The sequence below is a fragment of the Saccharopolyspora karakumensis genome (assembly GCF_004349225.1).
Classification (GTDB): domain Bacteria; phylum Actinomycetota; class Actinomycetes; order Mycobacteriales; family Pseudonocardiaceae; genus Saccharopolyspora; species Saccharopolyspora endophytica.
The window spans coordinates 119765-133512 of sequence record NZ_SMLA01000008.1 but is presented as its reverse complement, the minus strand read 5'-3'; the positions used below and the strand labels follow the sequence as shown (position 1 = coordinate 133512).

Annotated in this window: 14 protein-coding genes; 1 reads left to right on the top strand and 13 read right to left on the bottom strand. The window is 68.1% G+C overall.

Annotated features, from left to right (window positions below; genetic code table 11):
• Positions 1–26: 26 nt before the first annotated feature.
• The 13 genes from E1202_RS08360 to E1202_RS08300 form a co-directional block, all read right to left on the bottom strand.
• Positions 27–1001: an NAD(P)H-dependent flavin oxidoreductase gene (locus tag E1202_RS08360; protein WP_132681988.1), complete on the bottom strand. Its 975-nt coding sequence runs from the start codon at positions 999–1001 to the stop codon at positions 27–29.
• A gap of 174 nt (positions 1002–1175) precedes the next feature.
• Positions 1176–2339 carry a thiolase family protein gene (locus E1202_RS08355; protein WP_132681987.1) on the bottom strand — a complete coding sequence of 388 codons (1164 nt, stop codon included), beginning with the start codon at positions 2337–2339 and terminating at the stop codon, positions 1176–1178.
• A gap of 174 nt (positions 2340–2513) precedes the next feature.
• Entirely contained in the window at positions 2514–3662 is a 1149-nt protein-coding gene (locus E1202_RS08350; RefSeq protein WP_132681986.1) for an acyl-CoA dehydrogenase family protein, read from the bottom strand.
• 70 nt (positions 3663–3732) lie between these two features.
• Positions 3733–4920 (bottom strand): CaiB/BaiF CoA transferase family protein, encoded by a 1188-nt coding sequence (locus tag E1202_RS08345; RefSeq protein WP_132681985.1) that lies wholly within the window; start codon positions 4918–4920, stop codon positions 3733–3735.
• Entirely contained in the window at positions 4917–6239 is a 1323-nt protein-coding gene (locus E1202_RS08340; protein ID WP_207918512.1) for an MFS transporter, read from the bottom strand. Before E1202_RS08340 ends, E1202_RS08345 begins: the two co-directional genes overlap by 4 nt.
• Before the next feature lie 37 nt (positions 6240–6276).
• A complete protein-coding gene (locus E1202_RS08335; protein WP_132681984.1) occupies positions 6277–7071 on the bottom strand; it encodes an enoyl-CoA hydratase/isomerase family protein in 795 nt (264 codons plus the stop codon).
• Positions 7072–7184: 113 nt separating this feature from the next.
• Positions 7185–8195 (bottom strand): LysR family transcriptional regulator, encoded by a 1011-nt coding sequence (locus E1202_RS08330; protein ID WP_207918511.1) that lies wholly within the window; start codon positions 8193–8195, stop codon positions 7185–7187.
• Between the two features lie 243 nt (positions 8196–8438).
• Positions 8439–9113 (bottom strand): GAP family protein, encoded by a 675-nt coding sequence (locus E1202_RS08325; protein ID WP_132681983.1) that lies wholly within the window; start codon positions 9111–9113, stop codon positions 8439–8441.
• A 34-nt stretch (positions 9114–9147) separates the two neighbouring features.
• Positions 9148–10860 carry a SulP family inorganic anion transporter gene (locus E1202_RS08320; RefSeq protein ID WP_207918510.1) on the bottom strand — a complete coding sequence of 571 codons (1713 nt, stop codon included), beginning with the start codon at positions 10858–10860 and terminating at the stop codon, positions 9148–9150.
• An 18-nt stretch (positions 10861–10878) separates the two neighbouring features.
• Positions 10879–11322: a DUF6069 family protein gene (locus E1202_RS08315; RefSeq protein WP_132681982.1), complete on the bottom strand. Its 444-nt coding sequence runs from the start codon at positions 11320–11322 to the stop codon at positions 10879–10881.
• Between the two features lie 75 nt (positions 11323–11397).
• Entirely contained in the window at positions 11398–11793 is a 396-nt protein-coding gene (locus E1202_RS08310) for a DUF7144 family membrane protein (protein WP_132681981.1), read from the bottom strand.
• Between the two features lie 346 nt (positions 11794–12139).
• Positions 12140–12637, bottom strand: a complete 498-nt coding sequence (locus tag E1202_RS08305) for a DUF1269 domain-containing protein (RefSeq protein WP_132681980.1) — start codon at positions 12635–12637, stop codon at positions 12140–12142.
• A gap of 437 nt (positions 12638–13074) precedes the next feature.
• The gene (locus E1202_RS08300) at positions 13075–13305 is read right to left on the bottom strand and encodes a LapA family protein (RefSeq protein ID WP_207918509.1); all 231 of its coding nucleotides are present in this window, start codon (positions 13303–13305) and stop codon (positions 13075–13077) included.
• A gap of 184 nt (positions 13306–13489) precedes the next feature.
• Here E1202_RS08300 and E1202_RS32540 point away from each other — a divergent pair, with 184 nt between their 5' ends.
• On the top strand, positions 13490–13621 hold the full coding sequence (locus tag E1202_RS32540) for a hypothetical protein (protein ID WP_268952306.1): 132 nt from the start codon (positions 13490–13492) through the stop codon (positions 13619–13621).
• Positions 13622–13748 lie beyond the last annotated feature (127 nt).

Below are 13748 nucleotides of genomic sequence, written 5' to 3'. Positions count from 1 at the left end.
TGCTGAGCGCTCTCTGCCAACGATCCTCAGCGATACGGCTCATCGCGACGCAGGTTCGCCCACGCATCGGAGTACTCCTGATCGAGCCGTTCGACGACCTCCGCGGCATGGCGCACCGAATCGACGGCACCGATGCCGTGTCCCGATCCCCAGACGTCGCGCCACGCCTTCGCCTTGCCTGTCCCGCCGGCCCAACTCACCGACTTGCGCTCCACATCGGCGAGGTTGTCCGGGTCGAGCCCGGTGGCTTCGATGCTGCCACGCAGGTAGTTGCCGTGGATGCCCGTGAACAGGTCCGACCCGACGATGTCCGAGGCCGTTGAATCCACGACCATCTGCTTGTACTGCGCGTCGGCGTTGGCCTCGTGGGTGGCGATGAACGCGGACCCGACGTAGGCGAGGTCCGCGCCGGCGGCGCAGGCGGCGAGGACCGAGCGTCCGTGCGCGATGGCACCCGACAGCAGGAGCGGTCCGTCGAACCAGGCACGGATCTCCTGGGTCAATGCGAACGGCGACTGCGCACCCGCATGGCCGCCGGCACCGGCGGCGACGGCGATGAGCCCGTCGGCGCCCTTCTCGATCGCCTTTCGTGCGAACCGGTTGTCGATCACGTCGTGCAGCACGATCCCGCCGTAGGAGTGGACAGCTTCGTTGACGTCGGGGCGAGCACCGAGCGATGTGATCACCACCGGGACCTGGAACTCCACCACCGTGGCCAGGTCCTCCTCGAGCCGGTCGTTCGTCCGGTGCACGATGAGATTGGCCGCGTAGGGGGCGGACGGCGTTTCCGGATGCTCGGCGTCGTGCTTGGCGAGCGCCTCGGTGATCTTCGTGAGCCACGCCCTCAGCTCGGCTTGCGGGCGGGCGTTGAGCGTCGGGAACGAACCGATGATGCCCGATGTCGATTGGGCGATCACCAATTCCGGCCCTGAGACGAGGAACATCGGCGAGGCCACGACGGGCAGTCGCAGTCGATCGCGCAGGATCGGGGGCAGGCTCAACAGGAGCTCCTTACGAGGGTGGTCGGCTGGGGAGGGCAAGCGGGACATCAGGGCGCTTCAAGAGTTCGACCACTTGCCCGCACGTCGTCGACACCGTTGCCCGGCCTTCGGACTCACAGTTCCCAAACGGGGTTCGGCGAACCGGGACATGGCCACGCCGTCGAGCGGCATCACTCATCGGCCCGCCCTGAGGTTCTCGAACACGGTGGCGTTGGCCATGCCTCCGGCCTCGCACATGGTCTGCAGCCCGTAGCGCAAGCCCTCCGCTTCGAGGTGGTGCAGCAATGTCGTCGCCAGCCGCGCCCCCGATCCGCCGAGCGGGTGGCCGAGCGCGATCGCTCCGCCGTTGGGGTTGACCCGCTCGCGCGAGGCTCCGGTCTCGGCGAGCCAGGCTTCGACGACGCTCGCGAAAGCCTCGTTGACCTCGAAGGCACCGATGTCGTCGAGGTCGAGACCGGCCAGCTTGAGCGCCTTGGCGGTCGCGGGAATCGGGCCGGCGAGCATCGTGATCGGGTCGTCACCAACGACGGTGGCGGTGTGGACCCGGGCAACCGGGGTCAGGCCGAGCTCGCTGGCGCGCTCGCTGGTGGTGACGAGCAAGGCCGCGGCACCGTCGGAAATCTGGGAGGCGTTGCCCGCGGTGATCCGCCCGTTCTCGTCGAAGGCGGGTTTGAGGCCGCTGAGGGCCTCGAGCGTCGAGTCGCGCCGGACGCCTTCGTCGAAGGCGAACGTCGTGCCATCGGCCAGCTCGACCGGCGTGACCTCGTTGGCGAACCGGCCGTCGTCGGTGGCCTGCGCGGCGCGGTGGTGCGATTCGAGGCTGTACTCGTCCAGCCGGGTGCGGCTGAGGTCGTAGCGCCGCGCCAGGATCTCCGCACCCGTGCCCTGGTTGAACTCGAAGTCGTCGTATCGACGGGCCACCCTGGGACCGAACGGGAGTCCGGGGCCGGCGTTCCTGGCCGAGCCCATCGGCACCCTGGTCATCGACTCGACACCTCCTGCGACCACCACGTCGGCGTGGCCTGCGATGACCGAGGCAGCCGCGAAGTGGATCGTCTGCTGGCTCGAGCCGCACTGTCGGTCGATGGTCGTGCCCGGGATCCGTTCGGGCCACCCGGCGGCGAGCACGGCGCTGCGCCCGATGTTGGCAGCCTGTTCCCCGACTTGGCCGACACAGCCCCACATGACGTCGTCGACGACGGAGACGTCTAGGCCGGTCCGGTGGACCAACGCGTCGAGCACGATGGCCGACAAGTCCACCGGATGGATGTCCTGAAGAGTGCCCTTGCGTCGCCCCACTGGGGTGCGAACTGCTTCTACGACCACTGCGTCACGCATAGATCTGTCCCTCATGGATCGTCTGGGCTTGCGGATGAGGAGGCTCGGGGTTGCCGAACCGACTGGTACGCGCCACTCCGACAAGGCCGTCGGTCCGCGCGCGTCACGCGAATCGGGCGCCGCACCTCGATCTCGCGCGGATGCACCCGACGGTCTGGCTCCACCGGGCAGGGGTCAGAGCCCGAGCGACTTCGACACAACGCTCTTCATGACCTCGCTGGTGCCGCCGAAGATCCGGGTGACACGAGCGTCGGCGTAGAGACGCGCGATGGGGTACTCGCGCATGAAGCCGTAGCCGCCGTGCAGCTGGAGGCAGCGGTCGATCACCCGCGCCTGCATCTCGGTGCTGAACAGCTTCACCTTCGCCGCGTCGGCCGCGCTCAGGATCCCGGCGTCGAGCTCGGCAAGAGCGCGGTCGACGAGCGCCTGGGAGGCCTCGAGCTCGGTCGCGCACTCGGCCAGCACGAACTTGGTGTTCTGGAACTCGGCCACCGACTTCCCGAAGACCTTGCGGTCCTTGACGTAATCGGTGGCGAGCTTCAGTGCCGCGGCAGCGGTGGCCTGTGCCGTCACCGCGATCGTGAGCCGCTCCTGCGGAAGGTTGTTGAGCAGCATCGAAAACCCGTCGCCCTCCTTCCCCAGCAGGTTCTCGGCGGGGACGCGGACGTCGTCGAAGGACAGCTCAGCCGTGTCCTGGGCCTTGAGACCGAGTTTGTCCAGGTTCCTCCCCCGGGTGAAGCCCTCCATCCCCTCCTCGACCACGAGCAAGGAGAGACCGTCGCGACGGTTGTTCACGTCGTTCGAGGTCCGGGCGACCACGATGACGAGGTCGGCGTTGATCCCCCCGGTGATGAAGGTCTTCGCACCGTTGAGGACCCAGTCGTCGCCGTCCCGGACAGCTGTGGTGGCCATGCCCGCCAGGTCCGAACCGGTGCCGGGCTCGGTCATCGCGACGGACGAGACCAGGCTGCCGTCAGCGAATCCTGGGAACCAGCGGCTCTTCTGCTCGTCGTTGGCGTACTCGAAGAAGTAGGGCAAGACGGTGCTCAGGTGGACCTGAAGACCGCCGAGGGTGGCCGCGGCGTAGCCGATCTCCTCGATGACGATGGCGTTGAACAGGAAGCTCTCGATCCCTCCGCCGCCGTACTCCTCCGGGACCTGGAGGCCGTTGATCCCGATCTCAGCGGTCTTGGCGAAGAGCTCTCGCGGGACACGTCCCGCCGCCTCCCAGTCGGGGAGGCTCGGCACCACCTCCTTGGCGATGAACTGGCGCACGCTGTCGCGGAAGGCGTCGTGGTCGTATTCGAACAGGTCACGCTTCATGTGGTTTCCTCGCTGATGTGCGATGACGAGCACGGCGGTGATTCGCTTGCTGCTGGGACTAGCGGTGTGATCAGTTGGAGACGCGAACGACACCTGATGAGGCGAAGCCGTCGATCGCTCCGGAGGAGTAGCCCAGCTCGGTCAGCAGGGAGACCGTGTGCTGTCCCAAGTCCGGGGCGCGATTGGTCGAGACCCGGGAGATGCTGCCGAGTTTCCAGGGCGAGCCGAGGGTGGTGTAGGAAGCGCCCGCCGGACCGGTGGCTTCCAGGAAGATCCCGGCGGCCTGGACGTCGGGATTCTTGCGGACCTCGCCGTAGGAGCTGACGCGACCGGCGACCACACCGTTCGGCGTCAGCAGTTCCATGGCCTCGTCAGTCGTCATCGTGGCGAAGGACGCGCGCAGCTCGGTCAGCAGCGCCGCCCGGTTGGCGACCCGCGCCTCGTTGGTCTCGAAGCGCGGGTCACCGGCGAGTTCGGGCCGGTCGAGCAGGCGGCACAAACGGTCGAAGTGCACGACTGAGTAAGCCGACACGACGATCGCGCCGTCCCGGGTGGGCATCACGTCCGCAGCGGGGGCCACGGTGGGCTGCCCGTTGCCCTTGCGCATGGGTTCCTGCCCGGTGAGCAGGTAGTCGCCCCAGTTGGGGCCCTGCAGGTGCACCGCGACCTCGAGCAGAGAGGTCTCCACCATATCGCCCTCACCGGTGCGCAGGCGTCGAACGTAGGCACCGAGGATGGCCTGGGCGAACACGTGAGCCGCCGCGGCGTCCACCACCGGGAACCCCACGCGCTGCGGCTCTCCGTCGGCTTCGCCCGTCACCCACATGATGCCGCTCTCCGCCTGTGCCGCGATGTCCAGACCGGGCCGGTGCTTCGACGGGCCCTGCAGGCCGAACCCGCTCACGGTGGCGTAGATGAGGTGCGGGTGCGCCGCGCGGACGGCTTCCGCGCCGAGGCCGAACGACTCCATCACGCCGGGCCGCAGGTTCTGCACGACGATGTCCGCTCGTGCGACCAGTTCTTGCGCGATGCGCTGTCCTCGATCGTCCTTAAGGTTCAGCGCGATGCAGCGCTTGCCGCGGTTGTAGGTCCGGAGGATCGCCTGGCCGTAGAGACCGATCAGTCTCGAGGATTCCCCGTCCACCGGCTCGACCTTGATGACGTCAGCACCGAGGTCCACGAGGGTCTGCGTCGCCGCGGGTGCGGCGATGAACTGCCCGAAGTCGACCACCCGGACACCGTCCAAGGGCTTGCTCATCGCGCGTCCCCTTCCACTCGCGCAGCCAGCCGCGCCACGTCCTGCTCAGGTCGGACGAGGAACGTGGCGGCCGCTCCGCCGACGGCCATGAGGATGCCGGTGAGGGCGAAGCCGTGACCGTAGCCGGTGATCTTGTCCGCAGCGATGCCGACGAAGTGCCCGAGCACCAGGGGCGCGATGACCCCGGCCAGGCTGTAGAACGCGACGAGTACGCCCATCACGGGCCCGCGCTTGCGCGGGTGGACGACATCGGCCACGGCTGTGAACGCCACTGCGTAGGCCGCCGAATTGCAGGAGAAGGCCAGCGTGATGAACAGCATCTGCGCCATTCCCGCGGGCAGGACGGTGAACGCGAACATCGACAGACCCGAGACGACGACCAATCCGCCGGCGAGCAGTCCCCGGGAGATCCGTCGCGGCACTCCCCGCGAGGTGAGCCGGTTGGACAGCAACCCGGATCCGATCGCGGCCACAGCCGCAACGGCGTACGGGAGCATCACCAACCTGCCCGTCGTGATGGTGTCGTAGCCCAAACCGTCCGACAGGTACACCGGTAGCCAGGCGATCTTCAGCGTGGTCGACCAGTACGAGAAGAACGTCAGCAGGGCGATCCCCACGACAGTGCCCGTGGTGAACAGCAGCCGGTACGGAGCCTCGACGACTCGTGCGTTCTGGAGCGAGGACGCATTCGCAGCTGACGGGGCGGGCGCCTCCTTGCCGAGCAGCGCCCACACAACGGTCCAGACGACACCGGCTGCGGCGAGCACGCCGAACGCGGCGTGCCAGGACCACGTGACGATGACCCAGGTCAGCACGGGCGCGGCCAGCAACGGCCCGACCGACGCGCCGGCCGTGACCACAGCGCCGGGGAGCGCACGCTTCTCCGGTGGGAACCAGGAGTGCACGGCGTGGGTGGCCAGGGCGAAGGCCGGTCCTTCCGCGAACCCGAGGACGATCCTGCAGGCCAGCAGGAGCCCGAAGCTCAGCGGCCCGAACAGCGGAACCATGGTGAGGACCCAGACCAGCATCAGGCAGGCCAGCAGCCAGCGCAGGCCGATCCGCGAGGACAGAGCGCCGAGGACGACGGCACCCACCGCGAAGAGCCAGAAGAAGGCGCTCTGGAGGAGTCCGAACTGCTGCGGCGTGATGCCCAGGTCCTCCTGGATGGGCACGCCGGCGAACCCGAGGACTGCCTTGTCGGCGAAGTTGAGCAACATGAAGACGAACAGGAGGGCTGCGATCAGCCAGGCGCGCCCAGGTACGCGGTGCGCGCTCGCCGGTGCGACCGCCTCGTCCAGGGCGTTGGGGGTGTGAGACATGGAAGGGCTCCGATGGTCCGGGCGTGCGGGTCGGGTCTCAGCGGCCGGCGAAGACGGGCTCGCGCTTCTCGAGGAAGGCGGCGGCCGCCTCGCGGGCATCGTCGGAGTGGAAGCACTGCACCATCCGCTCAGCTTCGGCGAGCAGGTAGTCGCCGAGCGGTGTGACGGGGGCTCGAAGCAGGTTCTGCTTCATCGCCCTCAAGGCCAGCGGCGCTGAGCGGGCGATTCGTCGTGCGAGTGCGCGCGCGTCGTCGTGGAGGGACTCAGCGGGGGCGGTGGAGTGCACCAGCCCGAGCCGGTGGGCGTCGGCCGCGGTGAGCTTTCCGGGGGTGAGGAACAGCTCCCGGGCGCGGGCAGCGCCGAGCATGTTGGTGATCAGCCAAATTCCGCCGAGGTCGCCCGAGAGCCCGGCGTTGAGGAAGGCGGTGCTGAACACCGCGCGGTCGGAGGCGATGCGGAAATCCGCTGCTGCGGCCAGCGACAGGCCCGCCCCGGCACACGCCCCGTCGATGGCAGCGATGGTGACCTGGGGCATCTCGTGGAACCGGAGAAGCATGGCGCCGGCCTGCCGCAACCGAGTGGTGTCCCCGGCGACCGAATCACCGCGCAGGGTGCGGGACTCGGGAGGAGCGCCGAGGTCGGCGCCCACGCTGAAGTCCTTCCCCTCGCCGGACAGGATCACCACCCTGACCTCCGGAGAGCGCGAGATCGTGGCCAAAGCGGTCTCGAGCTGCTCGAAGATCGCGGCGGACACGGCATTGCGCCGACCGGGGTTGTCGAGCGTCACCAACGCCGTGGTGCCTTCGACTGAGTAGTGGACCTGCCCGGCCATAGCTCCTCCTCGAATGGTTCTGGCTGACCACCATGAGGTGGCGCGCATTCATTGAAGAGGCCATCGACCGAGTAGTTCAAAGACCAATTTCCGCCCGCATCGGGTGGGATCACCTATACGTTGGGGCGAACATCGGCGCTGCGGCGGTTGCGGTCCCGCAACCGCCGGTCCGCCTCGGTGCTCGCCAGTGACGCCGCCTCGATCACCGAATGCCCCTCGGCGATATGGCCCGCGAGAAGGTCCTGCCACCCCTGCAACGATCGTCGTGAATAGCCGAGGAATTGAGCGGTCGGAGCGGTCAGTCTGCCGGGCCGGAACACCACGCCGAAGCGGCGCGAGAACGCGGGCGAGAGCTCGCGGACCACACCGCCACGATGCCGGAGATCGAGCGCGATCCGGAGCGGGATGATCGCCGCACCACCGCCGGAAAGCACCATCGGCCCCACAGCGCCGCGCTGGGGGACCTCCAGCGCCACGCGCGGCTCGACCCCGTGGCTCCGGAGCGTCAACTCGATGTGGTCACGGGTGGCGGTCCCCTTCCCGCTCATGACCAACGGCACGTCGGCGAGCGCCCCCACCGGCGTGGGATTCGGCCAGAGGTCATCGGTGCCGGGCGGGCAGACCAGGACGAACCGCTGGCTGCCCAGTTCCTCGCTGTCCAACTCGCCGACGATGGGCGTGGGCAGGAAACCCAGCTCGCACGCCCCGGAACGAACGACGTCGACCACCTCGCTCGCCTCATCGCGCTCCTCGATCCGGAACCGCACGTTGTGGTGCCGCGCGCGGAATCTCGCCACCCACACCGACAGCGGATCCGTGGACATGTCGGAGAGCGCGGCAACATCGATGCGTCCGCTGCTCCCCTCCCCGATGCTGCGCACGGCGTTCTCAGCCGACTCCGCTTCCCGGAGGATGGTCCGCGCGGGCCCGATCAAAGCCTCCCCCGCAGGCGCCAAGACCAAGCCGCGGCCCACGCGGTGGAACAACTCCGTACCCAGCTGATTCTCGAGCCGACGAACCGCCTGCGACAACGACGGCTGCGCGACCCTCAACGCCGCCGCGGCGCGATTGATCCCTCCATGGTCGACAACCGCGAGGAAGTACTCCATCTGACGCAGGTCCATGGGAGAACGTTAGGGCCTGACCTACGGATCTCGCCTACCGCCCGAGGAGAAACGCGGGATGCGGTTTTCGGCAACTCCCCGGCACCTCGTTGTCGGCCCGATGTCCGCCACGATCAGCGCCGCCCCAGCAGCCATGAGAACACAGAGACCAACATCAAGGACCAGCAGGACGCGGGCGACGCCGGGGAGTTGCCCGTCCTCTCCACCCACCTGCAAAAAGCCGGCTCGCGGCGTTGTCTGGCACTAGAGCAGCCCGCCGAGTCCCTTGCCGATGAGCACGAAGCTCAGCACCACGAGGACCACGGTCATGATGGTCTTGTTGTCACGGATGAGTCGCGCCTTCAGCTTCGCGAGCAGTTCAGCCATCGCGTCCTTGACCACGAGGTATCCCAACACGGGTGCCGCGACGGTAGATGCCGCGATGACCGTGAAAGCAGCGCCCGCGACCACGTTTCCGGCAGGCTGCAGCCCGGCATTGCTGGTCGTCAGCCCCGCGGCCAACATCAGCGCGAGGTTCTTCGGATTGGCCACTGCCAGGATCATCCCGAGGCCCGCCGCTTTCACGGGACCGATGGAATCGATCGCCGCCATCCAGCCAGGTAGCTGCGGTTCGTCACCCTGCCGGAGCCCGGTGTGGCCCTGATGCGCGGCGAAGACCAGCATGATCACTCCCAGCGCGAGTGTGAGCCAGGAGACTGCTGCGGGTGGTGCACCAGCCGCCCCCAGGCCCGTGACCTCGGCGAGAGCCCCGAACGCTACGACTGCCGTGACGATGCCGCCCGCCCAACCGAGCAGGAACCCGCTGCCCGTTGCGCCTGCACGCGGTGTCAGCAGCACGAGGATCACCGCGATGATCGGAAGCGGACTGATCGCCACGCCTGTGGCGAGCGGCAACAGTTCACCGATCACCCCACCCATGCCATCACCCCCTCACCGCGCATCCGGTTCCCGTTCAATCGGCATCGCCGCCGGAACCGGTCGACGGCCGCCTCGCGGTGACCTCGCGCACAGCGGTGTCGAGATCCGGGTGTACGTCGTGAACGAGGTCCGCGGGACCTGCGCTGCGCAGCACGTCTCGCACCTGTCCGACGTCGCGGGCCAGCAGCAACCGGACCCCCTTCGCGTCGAGATCGCGTGCGAGGGCGGCCAGCATCCGCGCAGCGGTGACATCCACGAACGGGACCGTCTCCACGTCGAGCACCACACCGCGCATGCCCGGTTGCTCCCCGACCTCTCGGATACCGCTTCGCACGTGCTCGGCGTTGGCGAAGAACAGGCCGCTCTCCACCCGGATCACGGACACCCCCTCGGTCTGCTCGGCTCCGGGATGGCGCGCGACATCCGCCCATACCTGTGTCTCGCCCGGGATGCGTCCGAGAATCGCGAGGTTCGGACGCGAAGCGCGGTACAGCAACAGCAGCGCGGACATCGCGATGCCGACGAACAGGCCGGCGAGCGTGCCGAAGACCAGCACACCGACCAACGCGGCCAGGGCCGCCAGGAAATCCGCCCGCGCGGCCACTCCGTAGATCGAGCCGAGACGGCGGGTCCAGACCCGGAACAGCTCGCGCAGGCCCCCCACATCGACCAGTTCGATGACGGCGGCGATCACCACAGCGGCCAAAACCGGTTCCGGCAACTGTTCGAACAAGGGCGTGAGCACCAGCAGCGTCACGATCGTCAGCCCGGACACCACCAGTCCGGACACCTGCGACCGGGCTCCGGCGGTTCCGTTGACCGCCGTTTTGGACAGGCTGCCGTTGACGACCATGCCGGACATCAGCCCTGCTCCGAGGTTGGCCGCACCGAGCCCCAGCAGCTCCCGGTTCGGGTCGACGTCGTACCCGGCTTTGGCGGCATAGGTCTTCGCCGCACCCAGGCCCTCGGAGAAACCGACCAGGACGATGCCCGCGCCACCGGCCACGAGCGCGAGGTAGTCGCCCAGCGCCAGCGCCGGAACACCGATGCTCGGCAGCCCGGGCTCGATGTCACCGACGACCGCCACACCGCGGTCCTCGAGTCCGAGCAGCACTGCCGCCAGGACACCGCAGGCCACCACGATCAGCGACGCCGGGACCAGCGGCAGGTAGCGCATGAACACGAGCACCAGCAGCAACGCCGGCACACCGACGGCCAGCGACCACCCGTTGACCTCCCCGAGATGACCGATCAGCGCCCACAGCTTCTCGAAGAACTCCCCGTCGCCACCGTCGACGCCGAGGAGCTTCGGCAGCTGGCCGACGATGATCGTCAACGCAAGTCCGACGATGAACCCCTTGAGTACCGGCTCCGAGATGAACCCGGCCAGAAAACCCAACCGCAGCAACCCCGCACCGACCGCGATCACCCCGGCCACCACCGCCAGCCCCGCCGTCAACACCACCGCGTCACTTCCCGGCCGCGAAGCAACCCCGGCGACGACCGCCGCGGACAACGCCGCCGTCGCCGACATCGGTCCCACCACCAGATGCCGGGAGCTGCCGAAAGCGGCGTAGAGCACCAGCGCCGCAGGCGCCGCGTACAAGCCCACCACCGGCGGGACACCGGCGATCGTCGCGTACGCCAGGGCTTCCGGGACCAGCACCGCCCACACCGTCATCCCGGCGACGACGTCCTTGCCCAACCACGCCGGCCGGTACCCGGTCAGCGACCTGAACACCAACACGGCCCCGATCCGAGTCGTTCACCAGGACCGGCGTCGCGTCACCGCGACACCGGAGATCATCGCGGTGATGGTCCACCCGATCACCAGGTTGAGCACGGCCGTGGCGATGCGCGTGTCCAGGCTCGCGTCCAGGCTCAACGGCAGCACGACCGCGATCACGACGAGCAGCAGCATGATCCACTGGAAGAACGAGAGCGCACGTGGCGTCGTGCGGAGCAAAACCTGCAGCAGCGCCGTGGCCACCACCGCGAGACCAGCCGAGCCCAGCGCATAACCAACGGTGCTGGCATCACCCCACGCACCGGCTTCCTTCGGGGCCAGCACCTGAATCCCGAGAAGACGACGAATCACGAGGATCCCGACGACGGCCGTCAGAGCCGCCACCACCGCCGTGGCCAGACCACCGGACCACAAGCGCCGACTACTACCGTCCCGGTATCTCGCTTCCGCTGATCCACTCATGACGCTTCCGTTCGTCCGCAGGCCCTGGTCTGCGATTCGTCCACGGCTCACCGGCCACGTCGGCTTTCGCCTGGTTCAGGCCCTGGCGTCCTTGTCAGGAACGACGAGTGCGTACATCACCAGCACCGACAGCGCGATCGAGGTGAGACCCCAGAACGGGAATGCCGCGAGGAACATCACGTGCCCGATCGCGGCCAGGCCGGCCAGTCCGATACCGGCGATCCGCGCCCACTGCTGGCCGCTCAGGCAACCCGCACCGGTCAGGACCTGGACCAAACCGACCGCAATCCAGATCCAGCCCCACGCGGTGAAGTCGAACACCAGCAACTCGCCCGCCGCGACCACGTAGTAGTCGGGCCGGAACAGGGACGTGAGACCGGCGATGATGTTGAAAGCACCGGCGAGAACGAGCATCCAGCCGCCGAAAGCCAACCAACCCGACGACCCAGCCGACGATCGGGCCTGCGACACCGACCATTCCCCACCCTGCTCAGGTGCCTGCCGCTCGGTCCGCCCCGCGCCGCTGGACGCCCCTTGCTCCTCCGTACCCGGACTGGACATCTGCCTCGCCCCTCCGTCGCAGTGTTGTGCGGACCAGCATCGCCCGGCCCTGGTCATCTCGCAGTTCGGATCAACGGCGCTGCCGGTCGATGAAACGCGCCGCCGGCGAGCACACCTCCGTTGAGAATCGCGCCGAACGGGGTGAGCTCGACGGCCTTCGCAGCATCCGCGATCAGGGAGAACAACGAAGAACAGCCCCAGGAACCGTGGTCCGCACCGCGCGTCGCGACCTGGCAACAGCGGTCTTCTGCTTCGGTCAGGCGACGTCGTGATCCTCGAACACCTCGCGCAGCGCCTTCTCCTGCTCGTTCGACAGGTTCGTGTGGATCAGCTCGAAGTGCTCGCCCTCGAACCGCTCCTTGATGCGATCCAGCACCGCGTCGGCGGTCAGCAGGAACAGCGCGGAGGTGCCCGGAACGACCTTGTCCTGAGTCTTGCGGATGAAGTCGTCGTCGATGCCGACGTCGGTGAGCGACCCGGCCGCCGCCCCGGCCGCCGCGCCGAGGGCAGCACCGAGGATCGGCACGAAGAAGATCATTCCGAACAGCAGGCCCCAGAAACCACCGCTCAGCGCGCCTCCGGAGGTGAGGTGGTGCAACTGCCGGGTCTTCGGTTTCGAGGCCGACTCCGGCCAGGACACGGTCGCCGCGTCGTAGAGGGTGATCAGCTGCTCCTTCTGCAATTCCTGCAGCTTCTCCGAGGCGTCTTCGGCCCCGGCCGCGGTATCGAACTTCCAGACGGTCATCGTAGCCATCAGGGACTCCGTTCCGATGTTCGTCGACAGCGATGTTGCTCCAAAGCGTAGGTACGCCCGGTGGTGTCGCACTCCGAGACCAACGCGACCGGCTGGTCGACCAGGTATTTCACCGCTGAACATTCACCCGGTCGTGGCCGCTGGGATGCTGCGCACCGGGTCCGCAGGTGTCCTGCCGGAACAGATCGACCCGGAGCGCGAGTGCGGTCGAAGGGTCCGCTCAGGCCGAACAGCGAGGATCCACCATGGTGCCATCACGTCGTCGGAACCCGCGTGGGAGAACGAGTTCCGCCAACGGCACCGTCCTGTCCTCGAAGTTGTCCATAGCGGCATCGAGCGGGTGTCCGGCGAGCTGTTCTTGGCCGACCCCGCTCAGCGCTCCGCCTTCTGGGTCCTGCTGGTCGATCTCGCTGGTCCCCCTCTGTCCGTCGTCGGCCTCACGCTCGAGTCCGGCGCGTTCGCAGGAGAACCCCGATCAACAAGCCGACAGCTACCGAGATCACCAGGATCAACCACAGCGGTGCGGAGATCGTGAGGGTGAAGATCTCGATGCTCGTGCTCGCCCTGTTCTGCAGGATGAACACGAGCGCCAGCACCAACAGGGCGAGGGCGAACCAGACACGTGCGGGCACCGCGCGGAAGCGCTGGAGCATCGAAGAGCTGTTCACGAGACGACCTCCTCATCACGGGGAGCGCGCCACCGAACCGGCGCCGCGGCTGAGCGAGCGTGCCCGCTACCGATGGTCGCTCCGCAGCGCGCTCCCCGCTCCTCCGGTGACGTCCGCCTGCGCAGCCGGTGACGACGTCCTTCCGCCGCGCACCGGAACTGTCAGGATCCGAACAGGAGGCGTGATGTCCCGGAACTCCGGCGCGCGCACATCCGGGGATCGTCGCCAAGAACGCCTCGGTGCGGGGACGGTTCCCTTCGACGACATCCGCGACCTGGACAACGCCCGTCCGAGGGTTCCTGCGCACGGCGCCTGAGCCGTTGGTCCGCAGCTCCGACGGCGCCGTCATGTAGGACCCGGAGACCTACGGCCCTGGCGGTGACCGCCCAATGACCGGTGGCCTCTACACCCACAGCCACGCCGACCACTTCGGCGATGCCCGA

Bases quoted from the DNA above. Each gene is read 5' to 3' on its own strand.
- E1202_RS08355 (WP_132681987.1), bottom strand. From the start codon at position 2,339: ATGCGTGACGCAGTGGTCGTAGAAGCAGTTCGCACCCCAGTGGGGCGA.
- E1202_RS08325 (WP_132681983.1), bottom strand. From the start codon at position 9,113: ATGGGTGGGGTGATCGGTGAACTGTTGCCGCTCGCCACAGGCGTGGCG.
- E1202_RS08335 (WP_132681984.1), bottom strand. From the start codon at position 7,071: ATGGCCGGGCAGGTCCACTACTCAGTCGAAGGCACCACGGCGTTGGTG.
- E1202_RS08350 (WP_132681986.1), bottom strand. From the start codon at position 3,662: ATGAAGCGTGACCTGTTCGAATACGACCACGACGCCTTCCGCGACAGC.
- E1202_RS08340 (WP_207918512.1), bottom strand. From the start codon at position 6,239: ATGTCTCACACCCCCAACGCCCTGGACGAGGCGGTCGCACCGGCGAGC.
- E1202_RS08305 (WP_132681980.1), bottom strand. From the start codon at position 12,637: ATGGCTACGATGACCGTCTGGAAGTTCGATACCGCGGCCGGGGCCGAA.
- E1202_RS08330 (WP_207918511.1), bottom strand. From the start codon at position 8,195: ATGGACCTGCGTCAGATGGAGTACTTCCTCGCGGTTGTCGACCATGGA.
- E1202_RS08345 (WP_132681985.1), bottom strand. From the start codon at position 4,920: ATGAGCAAGCCCTTGGACGGTGTCCGGGTGGTCGACTTCGGGCAGTTC.
- E1202_RS32540 (WP_268952306.1), top strand. From the start codon at position 13,490: ATGTCCCGGAACTCCGGCGCGCGCACATCCGGGGATCGTCGCCAAGAA.
- E1202_RS08315 (WP_132681982.1), bottom strand. From the start codon at position 11,322: ATGAGTGGATCAGCGGAAGCGAGATACCGGGACGGTAGTAGTCGGCGC.